23 protein-coding genes are annotated in these 24,023 nt (G+C 68.5%); 11 read left to right on the top strand and 12 right to left on the bottom strand.

The window, feature by feature from the left end; all coding sequences use genetic code 11:
* Window positions 1-32 precede the first annotated feature (32 nt).
* Together ACWGO8_RS11905 and ACWGO8_RS11900 are read left to right on the top strand one after the other, a co-directional pair.
* The gene (locus tag ACWGO8_RS11905) at window positions 33-3,974 is read left to right on the top strand and encodes a Pls/PosA family non-ribosomal peptide synthetase (RefSeq protein ID WP_452043257.1); all 3,942 of its coding nucleotides are present in this window, start codon (window positions 33-35) and stop codon (window positions 3,972-3,974) included.
* The gene (locus ACWGO8_RS11900) at window positions 3,974-5,296 is read left to right on the top strand and encodes a M1 family metallopeptidase (RefSeq protein WP_452043256.1); all 1,323 of its coding nucleotides are present in this window, start codon (window positions 3,974-3,976) and stop codon (window positions 5,294-5,296) included. The genes ACWGO8_RS11905 and ACWGO8_RS11900 overlap by 1 nt, the downstream gene beginning before the upstream one ends.
* A 762-nt stretch (window positions 5,297-6,058) precedes the next feature.
* On the opposite strand, the gene ACWGO8_RS11895 is transcribed toward ACWGO8_RS11900, so the two are convergent.
* Window positions 6,059-6,265 carry a hypothetical protein gene (locus ACWGO8_RS11895; RefSeq protein WP_452043255.1) on the bottom strand — a complete coding sequence of 69 codons (207 nt, stop codon included), beginning with the start codon at window positions 6,263-6,265 and terminating at the stop codon, window positions 6,059-6,061.
* A 134-nt stretch (window positions 6,266-6,399) separates the two neighbouring features.
* A complete protein-coding gene (locus ACWGO8_RS11890) occupies window positions 6,400-6,828 on the bottom strand; it encodes a hypothetical protein (RefSeq protein WP_452043254.1) in 429 nt (142 codons plus the stop codon).
* A 194-nt stretch (window positions 6,829-7,022) separates the two neighbouring features.
* Here ACWGO8_RS11890 and ACWGO8_RS11885 point away from each other — a divergent pair, with 194 nt between their 5' ends.
* Genes ACWGO8_RS11885 through ACWGO8_RS11875 form a run of 3 tightly spaced genes read left to right on the top strand, consistent with a single transcriptional unit; the run spans window position 7,023 to window position 8,402 of the window.
* Entirely contained in the window at window positions 7,023-7,364 is a 342-nt protein-coding gene (locus ACWGO8_RS11885; RefSeq protein WP_452043253.1) for an ArsR/SmtB family transcription factor, read from the top strand.
* Window positions 7,361-8,044, top strand: a complete 684-nt coding sequence (locus ACWGO8_RS11880) for a cation transporter (protein ID WP_452043252.1) — start codon at window positions 7,361-7,363, stop codon at window positions 8,042-8,044. Before ACWGO8_RS11885 ends, ACWGO8_RS11880 begins: the two co-directional genes overlap by 4 nt.
* A gap of 46 nt (window positions 8,045-8,090) precedes the next feature.
* Window positions 8,091-8,402, top strand: a complete 312-nt coding sequence (locus tag ACWGO8_RS11875) for a hypothetical protein (protein ID WP_452043251.1) — start codon at window positions 8,091-8,093, stop codon at window positions 8,400-8,402.
* A gap of 51 nt (window positions 8,403-8,453) precedes the next feature.
* Here ACWGO8_RS11875 and ACWGO8_RS11870 read toward each other — a convergent pair whose 3' ends face one another.
* Window positions 8,454-8,816, bottom strand: a complete 363-nt coding sequence (locus tag ACWGO8_RS11870) for a metalloregulator ArsR/SmtB family transcription factor (RefSeq protein ID WP_452043250.1) — start codon at window positions 8,814-8,816, stop codon at window positions 8,454-8,456.
* A gap of 58 nt (window positions 8,817-8,874) precedes the next feature.
* Entirely contained in the window at window positions 8,875-9,291 is a 417-nt protein-coding gene (locus tag ACWGO8_RS11865; protein ID WP_452043249.1) for an arsenate reductase ArsC, read from the bottom strand.
* A 139-nt stretch (window positions 9,292-9,430) separates the two neighbouring features.
* Here ACWGO8_RS11865 and ACWGO8_RS11860 point away from each other — a divergent pair, with 139 nt between their 5' ends.
* Window positions 9,431-10,789 (top strand): NAD(P)-binding domain-containing protein, encoded by a 1,359-nt coding sequence (locus ACWGO8_RS11860; protein WP_452043248.1) that lies wholly within the window; start codon window positions 9,431-9,433, stop codon window positions 10,787-10,789.
* Between the two features lie 41 nt (window positions 10,790-10,830).
* On the top strand, window positions 10,831-11,727 hold the full coding sequence (locus ACWGO8_RS11855; RefSeq protein ID WP_452043247.1) for a metalloregulator ArsR/SmtB family transcription factor: 897 nt from the start codon (window positions 10,831-10,833) through the stop codon (window positions 11,725-11,727).
* Window positions 11,728-11,759: 32 nt separating this feature from the next.
* Here the strand turns inward: ACWGO8_RS11855 and ACWGO8_RS11850 are convergent, their stop codons facing one another.
* The 3 genes from ACWGO8_RS11850 to ACWGO8_RS11840 are packed head-to-tail and all read right to left on the bottom strand — an operon-like array spanning window position 11,760 to window position 15,997.
* Window positions 11,760-12,491, bottom strand: coding sequence for a hypothetical protein (locus tag ACWGO8_RS11850; RefSeq protein WP_452043246.1), 732 nt, complete (start codon window positions 12,489-12,491; stop codon window positions 11,760-11,762).
* 21 nt (window positions 12,492-12,512) lie between these two features.
* Window positions 12,513-13,808: a nucleotide disphospho-sugar-binding domain-containing protein gene (locus ACWGO8_RS11845; RefSeq protein ID WP_452043245.1), complete on the bottom strand. Its 1,296-nt coding sequence runs from the start codon at window positions 13,806-13,808 to the stop codon at window positions 12,513-12,515.
* On the bottom strand, window positions 13,805-15,997 hold the full coding sequence (locus tag ACWGO8_RS11840; RefSeq protein WP_452043244.1) for a glycosyltransferase: 2,193 nt from the start codon (window positions 15,995-15,997) through the stop codon (window positions 13,805-13,807). Before ACWGO8_RS11840 ends, ACWGO8_RS11845 begins: the two co-directional genes overlap by 4 nt.
* Window positions 15,998-16,150: 153 nt before the next feature.
* Here ACWGO8_RS11840 and ACWGO8_RS11835 point away from each other — a divergent pair, with 153 nt between their 5' ends.
* The 3 genes from ACWGO8_RS11835 (at window position 16,151) to ACWGO8_RS11825 (ending at window position 18,468) form a co-directional block, all read left to right on the top strand.
* Window positions 16,151-16,987 carry a DUF4397 domain-containing protein gene (locus tag ACWGO8_RS11835; protein WP_452043243.1) on the top strand — a complete coding sequence of 279 codons (837 nt, stop codon included), beginning with the start codon at window positions 16,151-16,153 and terminating at the stop codon, window positions 16,985-16,987.
* Window positions 16,988-17,174: 187 nt separating this feature from the next.
* Window positions 17,175-17,735, top strand: a complete 561-nt coding sequence (locus ACWGO8_RS11830; RefSeq protein ID WP_452043242.1) for an RNA polymerase sigma factor — start codon at window positions 17,175-17,177, stop codon at window positions 17,733-17,735.
* Between the two features lie 166 nt (window positions 17,736-17,901).
* Window positions 17,902-18,468, top strand: a complete 567-nt coding sequence (locus ACWGO8_RS11825) for an anti-sigma factor (RefSeq protein ID WP_452043241.1) — start codon at window positions 17,902-17,904, stop codon at window positions 18,466-18,468.
* 112 nt (window positions 18,469-18,580) lie between these two features.
* On the opposite strand, the gene ACWGO8_RS11820 is transcribed toward ACWGO8_RS11825, so the two are convergent.
* The 4 genes from ACWGO8_RS11820 to ACWGO8_RS11805 form a co-directional block, all read right to left on the bottom strand.
* A complete protein-coding gene (locus ACWGO8_RS11820) occupies window positions 18,581-19,300 on the bottom strand; it encodes a class F sortase (RefSeq protein ID WP_452043240.1) in 720 nt (239 codons plus the stop codon).
* 143 nt (window positions 19,301-19,443) lie between these two features.
* A complete protein-coding gene (locus tag ACWGO8_RS11815) occupies window positions 19,444-19,794 on the bottom strand; it encodes a cupin domain-containing protein (RefSeq protein WP_452043239.1) in 351 nt (116 codons plus the stop codon).
* 20 nt (window positions 19,795-19,814) lie between these two features.
* Window positions 19,815-20,648, bottom strand: coding sequence for an alpha/beta fold hydrolase (locus ACWGO8_RS11810; protein WP_452043238.1), 834 nt, complete (start codon window positions 20,646-20,648; stop codon window positions 19,815-19,817).
* Window positions 20,649-20,955: 307 nt separating this feature from the next.
* Complete coding sequence (locus ACWGO8_RS11805; protein WP_452043237.1) at window positions 20,956-21,174, bottom strand: hypothetical protein; 219 nt, start codon at window positions 21,172-21,174, stop codon at window positions 20,956-20,958.
* A gap of 698 nt (window positions 21,175-21,872) precedes the next feature.
* On the opposite strand from ACWGO8_RS11805, the gene ACWGO8_RS11800 reads away from it, so the two are divergent.
* On the top strand, window positions 21,873-22,646 hold the full coding sequence (locus ACWGO8_RS11800; RefSeq protein ID WP_452043236.1) for a DUF6414 family protein: 774 nt from the start codon (window positions 21,873-21,875) through the stop codon (window positions 22,644-22,646).
* A gap of 527 nt (window positions 22,647-23,173) precedes the next feature.
* Here the strand turns inward: ACWGO8_RS11800 and ACWGO8_RS11795 are convergent.
* The gene (locus ACWGO8_RS11795) at window positions 23,174-24,022 is read right to left on the bottom strand and encodes a hypothetical protein (RefSeq protein WP_452043235.1); all 849 of its coding nucleotides are present in this window, start codon (window positions 24,020-24,022) and stop codon (window positions 23,174-23,176) included.
* Window position 24,023 lies beyond the last annotated feature (1 nt).

Genomic DNA, 24,023 nt, shown 5'->3' with positions numbered 1-24,023 from the left:
CGGACCTGTCTCCGGGCAGCAAGGAGCACCACGTGACCGAAACCCCGGGCCTCATGAGCCGTTCCGCGGAGGCGCCGAGCCCTCGGACGCTGCTCGACGTCCTGCGGTCGACGACGGCGCTCGCACCGGATGCGTCGGCGATCGAGGACGACCGGGGTGCGCTCAGCTATCGCGAGCTCATGGCGCAGGTCGACGTCATCGCCGCTCGGCTGTACGCCGCGGGCGTCCGGCGCGGCGACCGGGTCGGCGTCCGCATGCCGTCGGGTACCCGTGAGCTGTACCTGTCGATCCTCGGCGTCCTCGCGGTCGGCGCCGCATACGTGCCCGTCGACCTCGACGACCCCGAGGAACGCGCGCAGCTCGTGTTCTCCGAGGCGCTCGTCCGAGGCGTCATGACGGCGGCGGGCTTCGAACCGACGGCACCGGATGCCGCGACGAGCGTCGTGTTCGACGGTGCGGCTGCCCGCCCCGGCACCCGTTCGACCCCGTTCGCTCCCCCGCCCGATCCGGCCGACGACGCGTGGATCATCTTCACCTCGGGCTCCACCGGCACCCCGAAGGGCGTCGCCGTGTCCCACCGGTCGGCCGCAGCCTTCGTGGACGCGGAGGCTCGCCTGTTCCTGCGCGACGATCCGATCGCGACGACCGACCGCGTGCTCGCCGGGCTCTCGGTGGCGTTCGACGCCTCGTGCGAGGAGATGTGGCTCGCCTGGCGTCACGGCGCGTGCCTGGTGCCGGCGCCGCGCTCGCTCGTGCGGAGCGGGATGGACCTCGGGCCGTGGCTGTCGTCCCGCCGGATCACGGTGGTGTCCACGGTGCCCACCCTCGCGGCACTCTGGCCCGCCGAGGCGCTCGACAGCGTGCGGCTCCTCATCTTCGGCGGCGAGGCGTGTCCGCCTGAACTCGTGAACCGGCTCGCGGTCGACGGGCGCGAGGTGTGGAACACCTACGGCCCGACGGAGGCGACCGTGGTGTCGACTGCCGCGCTCCTGACGCAGGGCGAGCCGGTCCGCATCGGCGGCCCGCTCGACGGCTGGGACCTGGCGGTGGTCGACGCCGAGGGGAACCTCGTGAGCGACGGTGACGTCGGGGAGCTGATCATCGGCGGCGTCGGGCTGGCACGCTACCTCGACGCCGCCAAGGACGCGGAGAAGTACGCCCCGATGCCGACGCTCGGCTGGGACCGGGCGTACCGGAGCGGCGATCTCGTCCGCTTCGATCGCGGCGGCCTCTTCTACCAGGGTCGCGCCGACGACCAGGTGAAGGTGGGCGGTCGTCGCATCGAGCTCGGCGAGATCGAGGCGGCGCTGCAGGACCTCCCCGGCGTCTCGGGGGCGGCCGCCGCGGTGCGACGCAGCGCGGCCGGGAACGACGTGCTGGTCGGCTACCTCGCCGTCGCGCACGACGCGGGGTTCGATCGGCGCGCGGCCGTGGCCCGCCTGCGCGAGGAGCTCCCGGCGGCGCTCGTCCCGCTGCTCGCGGTGGTCGAGGAGCTGCCCGTGCGGACGTCGGGAAAGGTCGATCGCGCCGCCCTGCCGTGGCCCGTCGAGGACGGGGGCGACGAGGACGGCTCGACCGAGGCCGAGCTCGACCCCGTCGCCCGGGACCTCGCCGGCGACTGGCGACGCGTCCTCGGCCTTCCGGTCGAGGCCGCCGACGTCAACTTCTTCGACCTCGGCGGCGGGTCCCTCGCGGCCGCCCAGCTGGTGTCGCTGGTGCGGACGCGGCATCCGGACTTCACCGTCGCCGACGTCTACGCGCACCCGCGCTTCGGGGCGATGGCGGCGGCGCTGGCCGAGGCATCCGACAGTCGTTCGGCCGCGTCGACGCACGTCGTGCCCCGCACCCCGGTTCGGATGCAGGTGCTGCAGACGCTCCTCGGCGCTCCGCTGTTCGTGCTCAACGGGATCCGCTGGGCGCTGTACCTGCTGACGGCGAGTGCGATCCTGCGGCCGCTCGGCGGCTTCGACGCGTTGCCCGAGGTCTCGGTGCCGTGGCTGATCGTCGGGCTGCTGGTCTTCGTGACGCCCTGGGGCCGGATGGCGGTCGCCGTGCTGATCGCCCGCATCGCGCTCGCCGGGCTCCGACCGGGCGACTACCCGCGCGGCGGCAGCGTGCACCTGCGTCTCTGGCTGGCCGAGCAGGTGGCGCACCAGGTGGGCGCCCCCAGCCTCGCCGGCGCACCGTGGATCAGCTACTACGCCCGGGCACTCGGTGCACGCATCGCGCCCGGCGTGGACCTGCACGCGCTGCCGCCGGTGACCGGGTTCCTCCGCGTCGGCGAGGGCGCATCGGTCGAGCCCGAGGTCGACCTCGCCGGGTACTGGATCGACGGGGACCTCGTGCGGATCGGCGAGATCCGGATCGGGGCCGGGAGCTCGATCGGCGCCCGCAGCTCGCTCATGCCCGGGACGCGGATCGGCAAGCACGCGACCGTGGCGCCCGGGTCGGCGGTCTTCGGACGCGTGCCGGCCGGGCAGAACTGGGCGGGGTCGCCCGCCGTCCGGGTCGGAAAGTCGCACGCGTGGTGGCCCGAGGAGCGACCGCCCGTGCACACCCGTTGGCTCTTCGCCTACGCGTTGTCGTCGGTCGTCGTGTCGCTCGTGCCGATCGTGGCGTTCGTGGCCGGTGCGGCCGTCATCGCCGCGATCGGGCGTGGTGCGACGTCGCTCGCCGACCTCGCCGTCCGCAGCGCGATCGGCCTCGTCCCGGCGACGCTGGTCGCCGGCCTCGTGCTCGTCGTCCTCGTCGTGCTGTTCGTCCGCTTGTTCGGCATCGGCCTCGTCGAGGGCGTGTTCCCGGTGCGCAGCCGCATCGGCTGGCAGGCGTGGTCGATCGAGCGGCTCCTCGACCTCGCGCGCACGATCCTGTTCCCGCTCTATTCGAGCCTGTTCACCCCGGTCTGGCTGCGGATGCTCGGCGCCGACGTCGGGCGCGACGTCGAGGCCTCCACGGTGCTGCTCCTGCCCGGCATGACGAAGATCGCCGACGGCGCCTTCCTCGCCGACGACACGCTCGTCGCCGCCTACGAGCTCGGCGGCGGCTACGTGCGGATCGCGCACGTCGACATCGGCGCCCGGGCGTTCCTCGGCAACTCGGGCATGGCGGGCGGCGGGAACCGGGTGCCGAAGGACGGGCTCGTCGCCGTGCTCTCGGTCGCCCCGAGGAAGGCGAAGGCGGGGTCGTCGTGGCTCGGCTCCCCACCGGTGAAGCTCCGGCGTCGCGCCCAGGACGCGGACAGCAGCCGGACGTTCGATCCCTCCTCCGGCCTGCGCTGGGCGCGCGCCGTCTGGGAGCTCCTGCGGATCGTGCCGGTCATCGTCACCTGCGGCATCGGGCTCGCCGTGCTCCTGGCGCTCGCGGCGCTCATCGAGGCGTGGGGCATCGCGGTGGCGGTCCTGGTCAGCGGGGTCGTCCTCCTTTTGGCGGGCGCGGTCGCCGCGGGCGTGAGCACGATCGCGAAGTGGGTGCTGCTCGGGCGCATCCGATCGGGCGAGCATCCGCTGTGGTCGTCGTTCATCTGGCGGAGCGAGGTCTCGGACACGTTCACCGAGATGGTCGCGGCACCATGGTTCGCCCAGGCCGCCGCGGGCACCCCGGCCCTCGTCTGGTGGCTGCGTAGCCTGGGCGCGAGGATCGGCGCGGGCGTGTGGATCGACAGCTACTGGCTGCCCGAGGCGGACCTCGTGAGCCTCGGCGACGCATCCACGGTGAATCGGGGCTGCGTCGTGCAGACGCACCTGTTCCATGATCGAATCATGAGCATGGACGCGGTCACGATCGAACGCGGCGGGACGCTGGGACCGCACAGCGTGATCCTGCCGGCCGCGGACATCGGCGCGAACGCGACCGTCGGCCCGGCCTCCCTCGTGATGCGCGGTGAGACGGTCCCCGACGCGAGCCGCTGGAGCGGCAACCCGATCGGCCCATGGCGCGCGGTCGTCGTCGGCGACTACCGTCCCGAGCCGGCCTGATGGCGCAACCCGCCGCGGCCGCACCGCACGCCTACCTCCCCCGGTCGGGGTCGCCCGACTACGCGACCGTGCACTACGACCTCGACCTGCGGTACCGGGTCGCCACCAATCGACTGGATGCCACGGCGACGATCCGTGGCCGAGCCGTCACCACCCTTCGGGCGGTCCACCTCGACCTGGTGCACCTGCGCGCGAAGCGCGTGCGGCTCGACGGCGACCGCAAGGTGCGGTACGCCCAGTCCACCACCCACCTGACGGTCCGACCCTCCGCGCCGATCCCCGCGGGCCAGGAGTTCACGCTCGTCGTCGACTACGACGGCTCGCCGTCGCCCCGACGATCGCGATGGGGCACGATCGGGTGGGAGGAGCTCACCGACGGGGTGCTCGTCGCCTCGCAGCCGTCGGGCGCTCCGACGTGGTTCCCCTGCAACGACCGCCCCGACGACAAGGCGCGGTACCGCATCCGGGTGAGCGCCGAGCAGCCGTACACCGTGATCGCCACCGGGCAGCTCGTCGACCACTCCGTATCCGCAGGCCGAGGCACATGGACGTTCGAGCAGCACGAGCCGACCTCGACCTACCTCGCCACCGTGCAGGTCGGGCGCTACACGCTGGAGCCCCGCCGCACCGCCGGCGTGGACTGGATCCTCGCCTATCCGTCCGCGATCGCCCGCCGGGTCCTGCACGACTTCGCGTCGGTCGGCCCGATGCTCGAGGCCTTCCAGGCGCGATTCGGGCCGTACCCGTTCCCGTCCTACACGATCGTGGTGACCGAGGACTCCCTCGAGATCCCGCTCGAGTCGCAGGGCATGGCCACGTTCGGCTCGAACCACGCCGACGGCCGCGGCGGCTCCGAGCGCCTCGTCGCGCACGAGCTCGCGCACCAGTGGTTCGGGAACAGCGTCGGGCTGTCGAGCTGGCGCGACATCTGGCTCAACGAGGGCTTCGCCTGCTATGCCGAGTGGCTGTGGTCGGAGGCGTCGCGCCGCGCCTCCGCGGACACGATGGCCCGCCGCGCCCACGCGCTGCTCGCTCGACTCGCCCACGACCTGCTCCTCGGCGACCCCGGACCCGACCTGATGTTCGACGACCGGGTCTACAAGCGCGGGGCGTGCCTCGTGCACGCGCTCCGCCTCACGATCGGCGACGAGCGCTTCTTCGCGCTGCTGCGAGGCTGGACGGAGTCTCGCCGTTACGGCGTCGCGTCGACGGTCGAGTTCCGCGCGTTCGCCGCCGGGTTCGCGGATGCCCCGCTGGACCCGCTCTTCGACGCATGGCTCCTGCGCACCGAGCTGCCGGCCCTGCCGCCGCGGCCGTCCTGAGCCGCCACGGCGATCGTCACGACGCATCCGTCGAGGTCGGGCTCGCGATGCAGTCGATAGCGGATGCCGCGGTCGGCGACGCGCCCGTGCCGCCGCCCGACGAGCACCTCGGCGGGATCCACTCGGAGGCCACGGCCGTCGGCCTTCAGGATCGCCTCGACGGCGGTCCACCGGCCAAGGAGGCCGCCCCGTTCGCCGGTCAGCGCGCGGACCGCGGCCAGCCGGTCGTCCGGGGTCTGGAGCGGCTCGGCATCGACGCCGACCGGCGACCAGGCGGCAACGGCGAACCCGAGCCCGTTCGCGTGCGCGATGCTGACGTGCACGTTCGTCCGCACGCCCGACACGACCGGCCGCCCGTGCGCGCCGCCGCAGTCATCGCAGACCGCGTCGATCGCGAGGCCCGGGAGCGGACGGCCGACCAATCGCTCCGTCACGGCCAGCACTGCGGCACGGCCCGCGAGGAACCTGCGCCGCTGCAGCTCGTCGAGGCCGGCGAACCTCGCCCGGTCCGATCGCCCGAGCCGCTCCTCGATGCCGGACGGGACGTCGGCATCGGGGATGACCACGAGTTGGAACGCGGGGTGAGTCCGCTCCGACCCTCGCGACGCCAGGCTGTTCACCATCGCTGCCCGGTCGGTGCGGTCGCCCATGGTGCGAGTCTCGATACGCCGGTGCGCGATGTCAATGCAGCTCGAGTGAACGGTCGGGGTCCGAGCCGGCGATCGGGTGAGGACGACACGTCGCCGTTCGTGCTCCCAGGCGTCAGATGAGTGGCGCCTCGATGCCGGCGGGCCTCGACTCGAGCCGGGACGAGCGAACGGCCCGGTGCCGGGGAACTCCTTCATGCTCGAGCGGCGGCCCGAGCATCAACGCCCAGAACTCCCGCTCGCGGGCCGACACGATCCGCGGCTCTTCCCGATCACTCGGGTGGAACAGGGACAGTTCAGGCACCATCATCGCCACCTCCATCCGGGAACCGAAACGGAATGCATCGCATCCGGCTGACTGCTTCCCCGGGCAACCAGCTTGCTCAGTTGTAGTCGAACCTTCCTCATTCGCAGCATCCGCCCGGGCCCCTTGACAACGAGTGGAGAAGATGCGGGCTAGTCGTCGTCCTTGTCCTTGTCGCCCTTGCCCTTGCCCTTGTCACGCTTCCCGTCGCCCTGGGTCTGGAGTTCTTCGATCTGCTGCTGCAGCCGCTGCTGCTCCTCGATGAGCCGCTGGCGCTCCGCCTCATCTGCGGCCGCAGCGATCGCAGCCTCCAAGTCGAGTCGCACGAGCTCCATCGCGGCGACGATCGAATCGAACCGCTCGCCGTCGACCTTGCCGTCTTCGCGCGCCGTGGCGAGGTTCGCGGTCATCGCGTCGAGTTCGTCGATGGCGGCCTGCCAGTCCCCCGCGGCGCTCGCCTCGCTGACGGTGACGACGTGTTCGCGGAGGCCGTCCCTGGTCTGCGCGTCGTACGCCGGCGAACAGGCCGTCATCGTGAAGGCCACGATGACCGCGATGAGGCCGAGTGGGCGAGTCCGCATGTGTGCTCCTTTCGGACTGCCAACCCTACGGTCAGACGCATCACGGCGCTTCCGCCTTGACATCGGAGTTCCGTGGCGCGAGGGAGCGTCGGCCTCTCTCACGACCAGGCTCTTGCCACGCGGCACGTCGACTCCCGCAGGCGCCATTCGATACACGATTTCCTTAATTCACGAGATCCTGTATCGTCCGAACCATGTCATCGACGAGCACCGTGACGGTCACCCACATGGCGGCGTTGGCGCGACTCGGGCACGCGCTCTCCGACGAGACGCGAACGCGGATCCTGCTGACCCTTCGCGAGGCGCCCGCATTCCCGTCCGACTTGGCGGAGCGACTGGGCGTGTCCAGGCAGGTGATGTCGAACCAGTTGGCATGTCTCCGAGGCTGCGGCCTGGTCGAGGCCGTGCCCGAGGGGCGGCACACCTGGTACCGGCTCGCGGACCCGGCGCTCGCGCCCGCCTTGGATGGCCTCCTCCGACTGGTCCTCACCGTCGATCCGGCATGCTGCTCCGGCGAGGAATGCGCCTGCGCATGACCGCTGTCCCGCTCACGCCGCCAACCCGCGCGCCCGGGCGCCGCGCCGTCCTCGTTCGGCGCATCCGCGTCCTGGTCGCCGCGACGATCACCTACAACGTCGTGGAGGCGATCGTCGCGCTCGCGGCGGGTTCGGTGGCCTCCTCGGCCGCCCTGATCGCATTCGGCCTCGACTCGATCGTGGAGGTGCTCTCCGCCGCCGCCGTGGCATGGCAGTTCGCGATCGCGGACCACGAGCGACGTGAGCGCGTCGCGCTCCGTCTGATCGCGATCTCGTTCTTCGGCCTCGCCGCGTTCGTGTCCGTCGACGCCGCCCGCGCGCTGCTCGGATTCTCCGAGCCGGTCGAGTCACCGGTCGGCATCGCCCTCGCCACGGTCAGCCTCATCGTGATGCCCGTGCTCTCGATGATCGAAGGCCGAACCGGCCGCGAGCTCGGCTCAGCGTCTGCGGTCGCCGACTCGAAGCAGACGCTGATCTGCGCCTGGCTGTCGGCGGCGCTCCTGGTCGGCCTGCTCCTGAACGCGCTCCTCGGCTGGGCCTGGGCCGACGCCGTAGCGGCGCTCGTGATCGCCGGATTCGCAGTGCGCGAAGGCATCGAGGCCTGGCGGGGCGACGCCTGCAACGTCCCCGTGGCCGCCCTGACCGGCGAGCGGGAGGTGGAACATGACGACGACTGGTGAGTCCGACGGAACCCACGCCGGCGACCCTCGGCGGCGCAAGGATGCCGTGAAGGTTGAGATCGCCTACATCGACGAGTGCCCCAACCGGATGGCTGCCGGCGATCGAACACGCGTCGCGCTCGACGCCCTCGGACTTCTGGACACCCCCGTGGCCTTCAGGCTCATCCGATCGCCACGGGAGGCAGCAGCGCTGAGGTTCGCGGGTTCGCCGACACTCCTGCTCGATGGACTGGACGTGTTCCCGACGGACGAGCAGGCGATCGCACTCGCATGCCGCTTGTACGCGACCGAAGCCGGCTACGCGGGACTGCCCACCCAGGGCCAGATCGAGGACGCGATCCGGGCACGGCTGCGCTGACGACCGGATGGCCCGCGCGTGGCCCGTGAGTGAGCCTTGGAGGCGGGAGCGTCAGCGTGACGCGGTCACGTCGAGCAGCTGCGACAGCTGCCCGAGTGCACCGGGCACCAGCTTGTAGTACGCCCACGTCCCGCGCTTGCTGCGCGTGAGGAAGCCGGCCTCCATCAGGATCTTGAGGTGATGCGACACGGTCGGCTGGCTGAGACCGACCGGCTCGATGAGGTCGCAGACGCACGCCTCTTCACCCTCGGATGCCGCGACGATCGAGACGAGCCGCAGCCGAGTCGGGTCCGCCAGCGCCTTGAGCTTCTGCGCAAGATCCTGGGCCCGCTCGGCGTCGATCGCCTCCTTCGTCAGCGGCGTACAGCACGCCGCATCCGTGACGTCGACGACGGGCAGCAGGGTCGTGGTCATGCTCCGATCCTACTCGTGAATCGACGAACGTCGATATTCAGGGCAGCGGCGCACGTCGTCAAGCGCGTGCGCCTTCGGGGAGGATCTCGTCGAGCAACTGCTCGATGTGCTGCTTGATCCGGTCGCGGATGGGTCGGACGGCCTCGATGCCCTGGCCGGCGGGGTCGTCGAGCTCCCAGTCCTCGTAGCGCTTGCCGGGGAAGATCGGGCACGCATCGCCGCAGCCCATGGTGATGACGACGTCGGACTCCTTCACGGCGTCGACGGTGAGCAGCTTGGGCGTGTTGCCTGCGATGTCGATGCCCTCCTCGGCCATCGCCTGCACGGCGACCGGGTTGACCTGGTCCTTCGGCTCCGACCCGGCCGAGAGCACCTCGACGCGGTCTCCGCCGAGCGCCTCCAGGTAGCCGGCGGCCATCTGCGACCGGCCGGCGTTGTGCACGCACACGAAGAGGACGGTGGGCTTGTCGGACATGAGCACCTCGCTTCCGGATTAACCATAGACCATGATCTATGAATCGCGCGACCCTCTCCCGCGACGGCTATATTGACATTCATCAATGTATTGGCCACACTCAATATCGAAGTTCATCGATATTGGAGGCGCAGCCCGAATGACCCTGGTCGATCTCACCGTCCCGAGCTTGCACTCTCGGAGACTCGACACCCTGCCCGTCGCGATCATCGGCGCTGGTCCGATCGGACTCGCCGCCGCCGCGAACCTCGTCGAGCGGGGCATCGACTTCGTGGTCTACGAATCCGGCGGCCAGGTGGGCAGCAGCATCCGCCAGTGGGGGCACACGCGACTGTTCTCGCCGTGGAAGCACGTGGTCGACCCGGTGTCCCGACGCCTCCTCGAAGCGACGGGATGGGAGCTTCGTGCACCGGAGGCGCTGCCGACCGGATCGGAGCTCGTCGAGCAGTACCTCGAACCCTTGGCCGCGCTCGAGCCGATCGCGAGCCGGATCCGTACCGGCGTCTCAGTGGAGGCGATCACCCGGCAGGGGATGGACCGCACCCGCACGGCGAACCGCTCGACCACCCCCTTCCTGCTCCGCGTCCACGGACCGGATGGGGTCGAAGAGGTCACCGCCCGCGCCGTCATCGACGCCTCGGGAACCTACGAGACCCCGAACAGCCTCGCCTCGTCGGGTCTTGCTCCGCTCGGCCTCGCCGACGTCACCGAGCGGGTCAGCCATGCCCTGCCCGACGTGCTCGGCCGCGATCGGGATCGGTTCGCCGGAAAGCACACCACCGTCGTCGGAGCAGGGCACTCGGCGGCGAACACGCTGCTCGCACTGGCCGAGCTCGCGGAGCAGGAGCCCGACACCCGGGTCACCTGGCTGCTCCGCAATGCGGGCGCAGTGCGGGTCACCACGTCGGATGACGATGAACTCGCTGCCCGTGCGACCATCGGCCGGCGTGTCGAGCGCTTCGTTGCGGTCGGCCGAATCGAAGTCGTGGATCGTTTCGAGATCAGCCGCGTGGGTCGCAACGCTGACGGTGTCCGACTGTACGGCGCACGGGCCGGAGCGCCGGCGCAGTACGACACCGACGTCGTGGTCAACGCCACCGGATTCCACCCGAACCTCGACATGCTGCGCGAGATCCGCCTCGAGCTCGACGACATCGTCGAAGCGCCCAGGCGCCTCGCACCGCTGATCGACCCGAACGTCCACACGTGCGGCACGGTCGAACCCCACGGGTTCGCTGAGCTGGAGCATCCCGAGCCCGCGTTCTTCCTGGCCGGCATGAAGAGCTACGGGCGCGCGCCCACCTTCCTCCTGGCGACCGGCTACGAGCAGGTCCGTTCGATCACCGCGTGGATCGCGGGCGACCTGTCCGCAGCGACCAACGTCGAGCTCGTACTTCCCGCCACCGGTGTGTGCTCCACGAGCCTTCCGGCCGGCAGTTCCTGTGGAGTGGATTCGGCCGCATCCGAACCGACCGCGGCATCCGGCTGCTGCAGCTGACGACGGCCGCGGCCGGTCGCCGCGACCATAGACTGTGATCTATGGATGCCACGGCGGAGGCCGCCCGCGAGCTGCGGCTCGTGTCCGACCCGACGCGTGCCCGCATCCTGCAGCGCATCCTCGGAAGCGAGTCCGGCCGCGTGAAGGTCGGAGCGCTCGCGAAGGAGTTCGGCCTCACCCAGCCGACGGTGAGCCACCACATGAAGGCGCTGCTCGACGACGGGCTCGTGGAACGCACGCCCGACGGCCGGCTCACCTGGTACTCGATCCCCGCGTCGCATCGGGACCGGATCGCCGAGATGCTCGGCGTGGCCGAGTCGACCGACGACGTCGACCAGGTCCTCGACCGGGTCGTCTCGGATCTCTCGGAGCGGTATCGCGGAACGTTCGGCTCCGAGACCATCGAGCGATACGTGCGCGAGAGCCACGACCTGCTCGCGAGACGACCCGGCCCACCGCGCCATCTCGCATCCCTCACGGGAGGCTTCGCCGCCGAGCGGCTCGACGCGCTTGCACGCGGGGACCACCGGACGCAGGGCGGAGTGCCCGAGGTGCTCTTCGTGTGCGTCCAGAACGCCGGACGCTCGCAGATGGCGTCGGCGATCCTCCGCCATCTCGCCGGCAACCGCGTGCACGTGCGCACCGCAGGATCCGAGCCGGCCGCCGAACTCCGCGGCACCATCGTCGCTGCGCTCGACGAGATCGGCGTGCCGGTGGGAGGCGAGTATCCCAAGCCGCTCACCGACGAAGTCGTCCGCGCGGCCGACCACGTCATCACCATGGGCTGCGGCGACGCGTGTCCCGTCTACCCAGGGCGGCAGTACCTCGACTGGGACCTGGACGACCCCGTCGGGCAGCCGCTCGCCGAGGTCCGCCGGATCCGGGATGACATCGAAGCCCGGGTACGGGAGCTCCTCTCGTCGATCGCCGGCCCCTGAGTCGCCGCAGCGGTCCCCGCGCCGTCACCTGTTCATGGAAGCCGTTCGAGCGTCTGAGCGATGGAGCGCACGATGCCCGGAGTACTCGGATCCCGCATCCTGCGTCCCTCGTCGACCAGCCGTCGCATCTCCCGCCGATCGCCTGCAGCTCGCACGTACCGCTCCATGAGTTCCACGTTCCGGTCGAATTGGGGCCCGTCCCTCCGCTCGACGACATGGTGCAGGGCGTACACCACGCCCTCGTGCCGTTGCGGCGACGCACCGAGCAGCGTCTGGTGTGCGAGGTACCACGCTGAATCCTCGAAGCCCCAGCCACGGAAGCGCTCGTCCTGGCCGCCGTGAGACTCCCAGGTGCTTCTGGTGGTCACATAGACGCCGGAGCACGCATCGTGAACGATCTCGTAGTCGCAGTCCTCGAGGGCTCTGCCGGCCTCCGACTGGGCCGTGCCGCTCGGGCCCAGCCAGTGGTAGGCCGTATATGGGAGGTGTACGCGTCCGCTTCGCGGTGCCGCCGCGATCGCCGCCATGAGCGGCTCACGTTCCGGGAGCGTGTCCGCGTCGCTGATGACGATCACGTCATCAGCCTTGCTCGCTCGGGTCACGGCAAGATTGCGGATGCGTGACAGCGAGAACAGGTCATCGCCGGTATCGAGCGGCACGAGCCGGAACGCCGGCAGAATTCGCGAGTACCATTCGACGACACGCCGGAAGGCGTACAGGCGCGATGGCGCGGGCCGCCAGGGAATGACGATCGTGTGCGTCACATGCACGTCCTCGTGGATGCCTCAGGCGTTGAGTGCATCGAACGCCCGTTCTGGTCCTGGCCTTGCCCGCTGACTCGCTGCCACAGCGTCGAGCCTGACCCGTACCCCGTCATCCAGCGCCAGGGCTGTGGCAATTCCTTCGCGCAGCTGTTCGACCGTTGCTGAGTTGGGGTCGAGCACGACACCGAAACCGCTTCGTTCAACGGATGCCGCGCCCGCGAACTGATCCGATGAGAACGGAAGCACCACGAGCGGAACCCCCTGGCCCACAGCTTCCGTGACCGAGTTGTTCCCTCCGTGGGTCACGGCCATCGCCGCCGCGCCGAGCAGGCGGACCTGAGGCAGATAGCTGCGAACGAGCCAGTCCGCGGGCACGTGCCCGAGCTGTGCGGCATCGGTGGATCCTGTGGCGATCGCCAGGCGCAGGCCGAGCGACTTGGCGGCGTCGACCACCCGACGCAGCACATCGCCGCGAACCGAGAGGAAACTCCCGAAGCTCACGAACGCGAACTGATCCGCGCCGCGGATCCACGCCTCGACATCCGCCTCCACGGGTTCGGTCCTGAGTGTCGCTCCGAGGAACCCGTTCGGCGAGGCATGTTCTCGTCGTTCGTCGTCGACGAGCTCTGGCGGGTAGTTGTACAGCACCACCGGACCGTGCGCGGCGAAGGCATCGGGTGTCGCTCGGAAGCGTTCTCCGAGCCCAGCACCCACTCGATTCCACTCGGCGGTGAAGCGACGCGCGACGACTTCGCACAGCGAGCGAAGATCCTCGAGAGCGCGGGTGTCGGGACGAAACGCCGACGGCCAAGCCGGCGGAAACCCGTAGAGCTCATCGCCGATCGGCAGTGCGGTCGGATGCCCCAACACGACGTCCCCGTATGCGACGGCGGCGGCGTCGAGTCCCAGTCGGGCGCTGAACGCGAGGTGATCCACCAGAATCCGGTCGGGCGCGACGTCCTCGACGACGCGCAGAGTGGCGCGGGCTGCGGCGTCCGGCTCCCACATGAGGTCGGCGAGCCGCTCGATGGCTTGGTATCGCAAGGTCGGGACGGCGCCCTCGCGGGTGGCAGCGAAGAAGGCTCGCAGCGACTCGCCCTCATCGCGTGGTTGATCCTCCGGGTCGATGACGCCCGCGTTCGAGCCGCGGCCGAGGCGGAGATCGGACCGCTCGAAGCCGAAATCCGCGACGATGTCGGCGGTCGCGGGACCACTGGCGACGACCACGCGCTGTCCACGGTCTCGCCAGGCCGTCGCCAAGGTCGCCAGGGGAAGGAGGTGAGACGCGTAGTCGGGACTGATCACCAGGAGGGTCATTTCGCCACGTCCAGTCGTTCGACTCGCTCGCGTTCGTCGTACGCGACCGTGCGGTAGACGCCTCCGAGCGATTCGGACATGCGCTCGATCGTGAAGCGGTCGCGGACCATCTTTCGCGACCGCTCGGAACGCGCGCTGCCGTCCGGACCACCCGCTGCGGTCAGCGCCTTGTCGAGTGCCGCGCGAAGGCGCCGCACGTCCGATGTGGCTGCGAGAATCCCTGTGACGCCATCTTCAACGTACGTAGCCGGGCCCCCAGCGTCGGGCGCGACGACGAGCAGTCCCGTCGCCATTGCCTCGAGCAAGGCGATGCCGAATTCCTCCTTCACGCTTGCACACGCATACACACCGCCGGGCGCCACCAGATCGCGGAGCCCCAGGCGCGCTGCGGCGAGCCAGCGAAGCGCGATGTCGTTGGCACGGTGACCAGGGAGGAGCAGGCCCGCGGCGGACCGCTCAGCGGACGGCACGACGTGTTCGATGAGCTCGAGCTGATGCCGTTCATCGACTGAAGGGCGCTCCAAGTTCCCTCCGATGATCAGGAGGTTCGCGCGTCGCTGCAGCGGTGACCCTGCCCAAGCCCTCACCAGCGTCGCCATTCCCTTGACCGGTTGCAGCCGACCGAGGCTGACGATGAGCGGCAGGCCCCGCCGATCCGCGGACAGGTCGTCGATGAGGGCACGCAACTCGGCAAGCGCCGAGACTGGCTCGCCGCCGGTCGCGTGCGCCCGTGCGTCCGCGACCGCCAGGTCGATCGTCTTCATGTCGACTCCTTCTGGTACGACGGCGTGGCGCTCTGGAGCCACATCGAGATCGAACCCGACGAGTCGACGTAGATCCTCCCGCAGACGAGGTCGCGGGAAGAGAACCGTTCGCGCGGCTCCGGCCGTCAGACGGTGTACCAACTGCGCTCGGAACCAGAAATGCTCGACGAGATCGACTTCACCGAAGTTGTCACGACGGAGGGCGCCGGATCTCTCGAGCGAGTCGATCAACGCGTGAGGATCGGGTGCCAAGGTGAACACGTACGGTATTCCGAGATCACGAGCGACATCCGCGGCGGCGAGGCTGCCGACATCGGCCATCCGCAAGTGCAACACATCGACGTTGCCCGCTTGCACCAGAATTCGTCGGATCCCACGCCTCGCGACGACCCGGAACGGCCACGCCTCTGCCGCCGGTCCGGCGGACCGATGCAGCGGAACCTGCGTCAAGGCGTGCCCCTGTCGACCCGTGCTGAGTGCCGAGAGGCTTCGGAGCGCGTCGCTCACCGAACCGCGCGACAGGGTGAGGACGCGACCCACTCCAGTGCCGGGGTCACTGGTGAGCGCATCACCTAACCTGACGAGCAGGGTGGCGATGCCACCGTTGTCACCGGAACCGGCCGAGCTCAACCGCGTATCGATGTCGGCGTGCAGGAAGAGCTGAGCCACGGTGAGTCCCTGAGCGCCCGGCAGCGGCATCGCAGTCACTGGTTCCAGGTCGATGAGCGCGAGACGTGCGACCTCTGCCAGCAACCCGTCCGTGGCGGCGAGCGAGCGCACAAGACTGATGAGCCGCGCATACGGAGGCCGTTCACCCAGTGCTGAAACGGCGGCGAAACGAACGACGTCGGACTCGGTTGCATCCATCGCCACGTTCGCGAGTGACGTGATCGGCGTCGGTCCTGGCACCAGACCCAACGTCTCCACCACACGTGCGCGCGCCTCGGGCTCGTCGGTGCAGGCAAGGGCGTGCATGGCACCTTCGACGACCAGGTCAGCGGCTGACTTGGACCAGTGCTCGAGGGTCTGCTGAGCGAGCATTCCCGGGAATCCGCCGGCGATGGTCATCTCGAACAGTGAGCCGGCGGCGTCAGCGCGGGGCGGCCCCGCACCGAGGGCCCATCCGGCGTGTTGTCGCACGAAGAGCCGCTCATCGGAGAGCAAGCGGACGAGCGAACGTCCGGCTTCGTCGTCGGGCACTGCGCCGAGCGCATGCGTGCACGCAACAGCCGTGAGCTCGTCATCGCCCGTTGCGCCCCGCGCGAGCAACCGAATGGTGGAAGCCCGCGGATCCCGTCCGGCTTCCGCGGTCAAGTCGTCAGCGAGCCGCAGTGCCTCGACGATGGTGGAGGCGCGGCACACGCGATCCAGCGCGGTCAGTACTCCCAAAGGATACTGCCCTCCCTTCAGGGTGCGGAAGGTCAACCCAGGGTGCGCACGGCACCTTCATCAATCCCTTCGGGCTGGTTCGGTGAAACGGATGCATCGACTGGCGATCGGGATTCCATGCATCCGATCGCGATCGCTCGGCGGAACTCCTTCATGTACTGCACCATTCGACGTTCTACTGGAGTGAACATGAAGCGCACCGCCACAGTCGGCGTCCTCGCCGGCGCCGTCATCGCCTTGGCCGGGTTCGCCCCGACGCAGGCATCCGAAGGTTCGGCAATGCTGTCCGTGCTGCACGGCGTGCCCGACCTCACGGTCGACGTGTACGTCAATGACGAACTCACGATCGACGACTTCGAGCCCGGCGACCTGGCTGGTCCGCTCGAGTTGCCACCAGGCACGTACACGGTCGCGATCACCGCATCCGATGCAACGGATGCCTCCTCGCCGGCGATCGGGCCGGTCGATCTGCCGCTCGAAGCGGGGGTGAACTACACCGCCGTCGCTCACCTGACCGAGTCGGGTGACCCGACCGCCACCCTGTTCACGAACGACACGGCCCCGACCGCAGCGGGTCAGGGACGCTTGACCGTCCGCCACGTCGCCGCGGCGCCGGCTGTGGACGTCCTCGCCGGGGGCACCGCGGTGATCACCAACCTCTCGAACCCGAACGAGGCCAAGCTCGACCTTCCCGCGGGAACCGTCTCCGCCTCGGTTGCAGCGGCAGGTACGACAGATCCCGCGATCGGTCCTGCCGACGTCCAGGTCGCTGAGGGCGCGAACACCATCGTGTATGCCTGGGGCAGCCTTGATGACGACAACCTGGCGTTGGCGGTACAGACCATCACCGGCATGCAATCGAGCCCACACGGTGTGCCTGCGGGCTCCGCGGGCCTCGTCGCCACGAACGCCCCGGGTCAGGCAATGGGCGTTTGGATCGGGGCGGCCGTCGTGCTCGTTCTGGTTGGTGTCGGGTCGGCGCTCGGAATGCGCCGCCGCGCCTCGATCGCCAGGCAGGAGCGCTGACGCAGATGTTTCGCCTGAAGGCCGCGGTCGGGTCGGTTCGCCCGTCGACCGCGGCCTTCGGCCCGCTCGCGACCAGTCCCGAGCCGGGGTCGCTATGCTGAGCGGAACGGTGCCGTGGCGTGGAGATCGATACGACGACGTCCTCTCGAGGCATCCTCAGTCGAGCGAGAGGAGCGGATTCCGGTCGATGAGCGCCTCGCCCCTTGCAGGAGACGACAAGCTCGCCGAGAGGTTCGCGAGCGGCGACGAAGAGGCTCTCCGGTCTGCATACGCAAAATGGTCGCCCCTCGTCTACACCCTCGCCGCTCGATCGCTCGGAAACAGGCTGGACGCCGAGGACGTCACGCAGCAGGTGTTCATTGCCGCATGGAACAGCCGGGAACGTTACGACCCGACGCGTGCACCTCTCCAGTCATGGCTCGTCGGGATCACGCGACATCGCATCGCAGATGCCCATGAAGCGCGCGCCAAGACGAGCCGGATCGAAGCGGAACTCGCTGGTGAGGCGACGATCGAAGGAGGCGCGTTCGACGAGCGCCTCGCTGAACGCGCAATGGTCTCCGAGGCGCTCGACGGGCTCGAGCCAGTGCCACGGCGCGTCATGCAACTGGCGTTCTACGATCGGCTGACGCACACGCAGATCGCCGACAGCCTCGGACTGCCTGTGGGTACCGTGAAGAGCCATATCCGGCGGAGCCTGATCCGCATTCGACAATGGTGGGAGGTGGAGGATGCACCCGGAACCTGACGAACTCGCCGCGCTCGCGGCCGACGGCGGCGAGCCCGACGCGATGACGCGGGCGCACCTGCGCTCCTGCCCCGACTGTCGTCGTGAGTACGAGGAGTTCGCCGCGACGGTCGCGCGGAGCCGCGCTGCTGCAGCCGACTTCGATCTCGAACGACCCTCCCCTTCCGTGTGGGGCGGCATCCACGCTCAGCTCGGGCTCAGTGCCGACCTCGCCTCCGATCCGCTCGCAGACGCTGACACCCCTCGGCCTGTTGCCGAGGTGCGCCCTGAGCCGGCCGATACCGGTCGGCGTCGAGGGACACGATGGTGGTGGCCGGCCCTCGCGGCTGCCGCGGCCGTCGTAGGCGTCGTCGCCGGCATCACCATCGGCACCAACCTCGTATCGCGCACCAACGAGGCGATCATCGCCGAGGCGCGCCTCGATCCGCTGCCGGGGTGGTCGGCCGAGGGCCGGGCACTCGTCGAGGAGGGCAGCGACGGACGCCGGTCGATCGTGGTCGAAATGGACGGCGAAGCGGCACCTGGTCAGGTCAAGGAGGTCTGGCTCCTCAACGACGACGCGAGCGGCCTCGTGAGCCTTGGCCTCCTCGATGGCAAGACCGGCCGATTCGCAGTGCCCCCCGACGTCGACCTTGCAACGTTCTCCTTGGTGGATGTGTCATCCGAGCCGACCAACGGAGACCCCGCGCACTCGGGCGACTCGATCGTACGGGGCCAATTGCGCTCTACGTGATCGCTTCGACACTTCCCAGCGCCGGTATGTGCCGTTCACTCCTGAGGCGACGCAACCTCGAGGGTGAGGGGGTTGGAGAAGAAGGGTTGAGGCCCTTCCGTCCCTTGCCCGGTCATGCGATCGGGGTCGCGGTCACGACCAGGTTCGAGAGGTAGCGGCGTGCCGAGTAGTCGAATTCCCCTCCGCAGGTCACGAGGGTGAGGCGCGGCGGTCCTGACCGGTCGAATGCCGCATCCCAATCCACCTCCTCTTTCACCACGACCTCCGATGTCTGCACCACGTAAACGTGCCGGGCGCCCGTCGCATCGGTGACCAGGACTTCCGTCCCCGGCCTCGCATCACGCAACCGTGCGAAGGGAAGCAGGTCGTACGTGAGCGAGTCGACGTGTGCGGCGATCACCATCGAGCCGGACTCGCTCGCCGGCGCAGGACCCCATGCGTACCACGCCGCGATGGACGGATCTTCGATGAGTGCCATACTGCCCTCCGCGTCGAGCCCGACGGGCTCGACCGAGACGTCGATACCGAGCGCGGCGACCTCGAGGCGGACTGGCGCGGGCGGAGGAGGGGGCTGCTCGGCGAGTGCAGCGGAACGCCGTGGGAGGTCGGGCACTGTGGCTGCCGGCTGCATGACCGCCGGGCTGGATCCATCGCCTGATCGTCCGGACGCAGGTGCGGCCGGCGACGTCGTCGGCGCGAGATCACCGGCATCGGCGACGCATCCGCACATCAGGCCGACAACGAAGACCGCGACGAGCGTTCCGAGCACCCTTGTCGCGGTCGTGCTCCCCTGCGATGAGATCAGTTCTCCTCCTGCGGTCCCGAGCGACACCCGCATCGTTCTTCCGCGACCGCCTGCATGATGTCGCATCGATGTGACCGAAGTCGCCTCAACGACTACTTCCGAAGGATCTGGTGGAACGGATGCACCGATGGCGCGAAGCGACCATGCTCTCCAGCCGAATGCGGGTTCGGTCACGGCTCGAGCGTCGAAAGGGGCTCGCCGATCTCGACGATGTAGGTCGAGAGCATATGCCCGATCTCGGGGCCGAGGTCCGTCGCGTTGTGCGATACGCCGGGTGGAATCAGAAAGCCATCACCGGCGTGCAGCGTGAGCGTCGATGCGTCGCGGATCTCCATTCGCACGGTGCCGCCCACGATGTAGCCCACCTCTTCCCCTGGGTGGTGATGCCAGCCGGACGACACCCCAACCGGGATCTCGGTCAGGACCTGCACGATCTCCCGCCCGGGGATCGAGGATCCGACGCGTTGCACCTCGGTTCGCTTCAGCGTCTGGGCGAGCTGGTCGCGTTGTTCGTCGTTCATGGTCGTGTCCCCGTTTCGGCTCACGCGGCGAGGAAACGCAACAGGTGACCGTTGATCTCTTCGGCATGCGTCACGCACCCGACGTGCGGGCCACCCTCGATCTCGATGTACTCGGCATCGGGCATCGCCGCGTGGGCACGGCGACCCTGGCTGTCGAGATCCAGGATCCGGTCGGCGGTGCCATGCACGAGCAACACCGGCACGTCGATCGTGTCGATGTCGCTCGAGAAGTCCTCGAGCCACGTGCGCGGGCATGCCCACGTCGCCCACGGCGACGCGTCCACGCCCGCCGACCACATCGCGCGCACGGTGTCATCGCTGACCCGGTTCCCGAGGTAGTCGTCGAGGTTCAACATGTCACCGAGCAGGCCCGTGAGCCACGCGTAGCGGTCGGCGAGAATCGCCTGCTGGGTTGCGTCGACGCCCGCGGCGTCCACCCCGTGCGGGTTATCGGGCCCCTTCGCGAATGTCGGGGTCAGACTCTCGATCAACACGATGCTCCGCACCCGGTCAGCCCCGAATCGTCCGATGTACCGGGCGACCTCGCCGGTTCCGAGCGAGAAACCGACCAACGAGACATCCGTCAGATCGAGCGTGCGCATCACGGTATCGAGGTCGGCGCTCAGCGTGTCGAAGTCGTATCCGGTGATCGGAGCGCTCGATCGACCGAACCCGCGACGGTCGTAGTTGATCACGCGGTAGCCGGCCTCGAGCAGCGGATGCAGCTGGGGCTCCCAGGACCGGCCATCGAACGGCCAGCCATGCAACAGCACGACCGCGCGTCCGCTGCCCTGGTCTTCGTAGTACAGATCGATCGGCGCCGAGTTCTCGGTGCCCACATTGATCGTGCCCATCATCCAAACCTTCCGCCACGTTGGAGACCATCGATCGTCACCGCGGCGCCCGTTCCCTGACAAGAGGAGCGGGCCCGCAACTCGAGTCACCCGACACGGAAACTGCGCCCGTCCGGAGGCACCGTGTCCTAGAATGCCGACGCGAACCGCCCGAGTCCGACTTCACCATGATTCCCCGGCGTGAGCGTCACGTATAGGGGTCTCGTCCAGGATTTGCATACGAGGTGCAGCATTCGCGGATCGGGTCGGCGACTCGGAAGCCGCAGCTCCGAGCCGCCGCTCAGGGCCGTGACCGCGTCAGGGCATCTCAGTCGCCGCAGATCCCCCTGGCGATGTCGTTCTTGCCCTGCCCGCCGACTGCCTTGACGACGTCTCCGACGTTCGTGAACCCGAGGGCGCCTTCGGTGTTGATGGTCTTGTGCACCTGGCCGAAGCAGGCAGCGTCGGCGGGCGCAGCGTGGGCGGCGCCGGCGACGCCGAACGTGGCGAACGCGACGATGAATCCGGTGGCGAGAATGCGCTTCATTGAACTTCCCCTTCAATCGGCGGGTGCGTATCGACCCGATATCCAGTACTTCCGCATCAAGCGCGGGTTCGGATGCACCCCGCGGCTTGCCATCTCGAAAATCCGCAGACGTGCTTCAGCGCGACCACGAATCCATGGGCGCAGATCCTCACAGGATGCCTGAATCGACCTGCCCTTCGTCCCCTGTTGCGTTCGCTCTCGATCACGCAGGATCCCAAGCGAGTGGGGGCGAGATATGGGCAAGCTGCCAATAGCGGTAAAGGGGAAACGCCCCGGATCCCTTGCATTTGCTGGGATCCGGGGCGTTTCTCGTGGCGGTACCGGTGGGATTTGAACCCGAAACTGGGCCCAGCGAGTACACGGTGACTCGCCATGATCCGCGGAATTCCGCCTCAGTTGGGCGCCCGCTCACTCTCCAGATGCGCCCGCAATCACAACGGTTGTTGCCATTCTGTTGCCACGGGGTGCGAGTGGCGCTCGCCTGCCTGTCGCCCGATAGCCCATCCTCGAGCGGTCAGTGGCTGTTGCGTGCTGAAGCCGCCGAGACTCGTCCATCGATGAGACTCATAGTCAGGACGGCGGAGCGTAGTGGACGGATGCCTGCCCGAGCCGAGGCCTCAACGCCCTAAGGGTCCTCGATTTGTCGGTCGACCTCACTACGCTCTTATCCAGTCGCCGCGAACGAAGGAATGAGCGTCATGCTGAGGAACTTCCTCTACCTGGACGAGAAGCAACTGGGTCAGTACATCAGCCAGGTAGAGGACGGCCTAAGGAGAGCGAGCAATCGCTCGTCGTCAACGGATAGTGAAAAGAAGGCCGCAATCGATGCCAAGATCGCGAATCTGGGCGTCGGGAAAACAAAGGTCGACGCTGAATCGCTCGACTATGAGGACGACGGTCCGGCCCGATTCGAGCGCCTCCTCTCGTTGGTCGAGGGTGACAGCGACCAGTTTGGATGGTTCGACCTCGAGGCTGATCCGTCGGCTCGTTCGAAGTTGCGCACCGGCCACCTCGTCGAGTTTGCGGCAGAAGTGTACCCAGCGGACGTCTCACAGCTTTCCGGTTCACACGGGTTCCTATCGATGCTGCCTCTCGTACGGGCAATCAGTCAGATGACCGGTAAGCCAACCGGACTCGAGAAGTTTGACGACGGCACGTTCGAGACTATGGCTGAGTTCGGCGCTGCAATGGACGGCACCGGCATCCTGCTGGGGGATCTGCCCGATGATTCAAAGTTCGCTGCGCTGGTGCCCGGCGGAGTGACCGTCGATGGCGTTGCACGTGTTGTAGGCAAGGTAGTGACCACTTGGCCAGCCGATCAGTGGAAGCCTCTGCCCGGCATTCCGATCTACTCTCAGCTGCCAAGAGAGGCTCGACGCGAACTCGAGCGCAAGGGGCCACCAAAGGGCTCGGAGATGATGTGGTTGCAGGGTCCCGCGATGCAATTGAGCTTGCTCGCTATCTACCAGTGATCGCTCTCTGAGCGCCTGGTTGCCTGGAAGAACGCCGGAGCTGGGTTGCGCGAAGTACCCGTTGCATAAGCCGATGGTGGCTCGGCGACCGCGCTGTCCGCGACACAGTCACCCACGCCCTCACGATGATGCCGAACCCCATCGAAGATCGATCCGCTATGCGGGCCGATCTCAATCAATGGTCTAGGGTCGGTCGGTGAACCTCTCACAGCGGACCGGCGCCAAGTGCGTCGTCAAGGAGCAAGGTCATGGTCTACACCGACCGCCCCTCGAACTCGGCGCCGTGCCGCCCACCGGAACCGTCGGCGACTCGTACGACAACGGCCCGCGCCGAGGCGATCACGAATGTCCCGCGTCAGACTTCGTGGCAGGGCGGCAAGTGGACTCCTGAGCGAGAATCTGAATAGGTAGACCCCTTGAATCCGGCGCAAAACAACAAGACGCGGATGGTGCGCTCGGCGTCGATGCGAGGACCCCTCAGTCCGCGGGGCACCGCGCGGTATCGGCCGCGAGTTTCAGGCGGCGACCTAATGAACTGAAAGGGTCCCGGCGCTGCCCTCGTCGTCTCGCGGCAACCCGACCGTCGAGTCGCGTGCGCCAGCAAGCTTGAGTGCGTGCGCAGCCAGCTCGCGGAGCCAGCCTTCCTGAGCGGTGAATGCCGGGGAGCTGGGGAAGATTGCCTGCAACTGGGTGAGCCCATCGGTAATGGTGTCCAGGCTGGCGCCTTCATCCGCAAGTCGGGCGGCCTCGGTGACCATCTGCGGTGCGATGGTCTTCGGAGGCTGGTAGACCTCCCCGGTCAGTTCGGTCCACAGCCAGAGCCGGTCGGCGAGGGACAGTGGCCGTTCACCGATCCAATCGACGCCTGGTCTGAAGATGAGGATGTTCCAGGACGGTGGGTATCCTCTCCATCGGGCCGATAGGCGCGTCTTCCCGGTGCCGGTGGTAATCGAGGCGCGGGCGGCTAGGGTAATGTCGCCGAATTCATCCCGAGCGCCACGAAGGATTGGCTCCAAGTAAAAGTAGAACACTTTCGCGTCGTGTGATTCGATGCGAACGACGGATTCCGTGACGCCATCGGGGAGCAGGCGGAGAGGCATGATCGTGTAGGTGCCCCGAGGGAGCGGAGCTGGCCCGAAGCGCAGTCCCGGCTCCATGATCGTCGAGGCCGTGCGCCCTTTGTTACGGACGGTCAGCTTCACAATATCCAGCCTCAACCCCCGCCGCTCCGGAGAGTCCCACCCGATGCCGGTTCGCCACCGCGGCACCGACCCCGTGATATCCGGGCCCATCCACCTGCGTTCAAGGAGATCGAGCTCGACTTTGATGACGCTTCCGCCGTAGTACCAGCTCCGGATCGACAGGTACACCGTCACG

Source organism: Agromyces sp. NPDC055661 (genome assembly GCF_053618135.1).
This window is presented reverse-complemented; position numbering and strand designations above follow the sequence as displayed.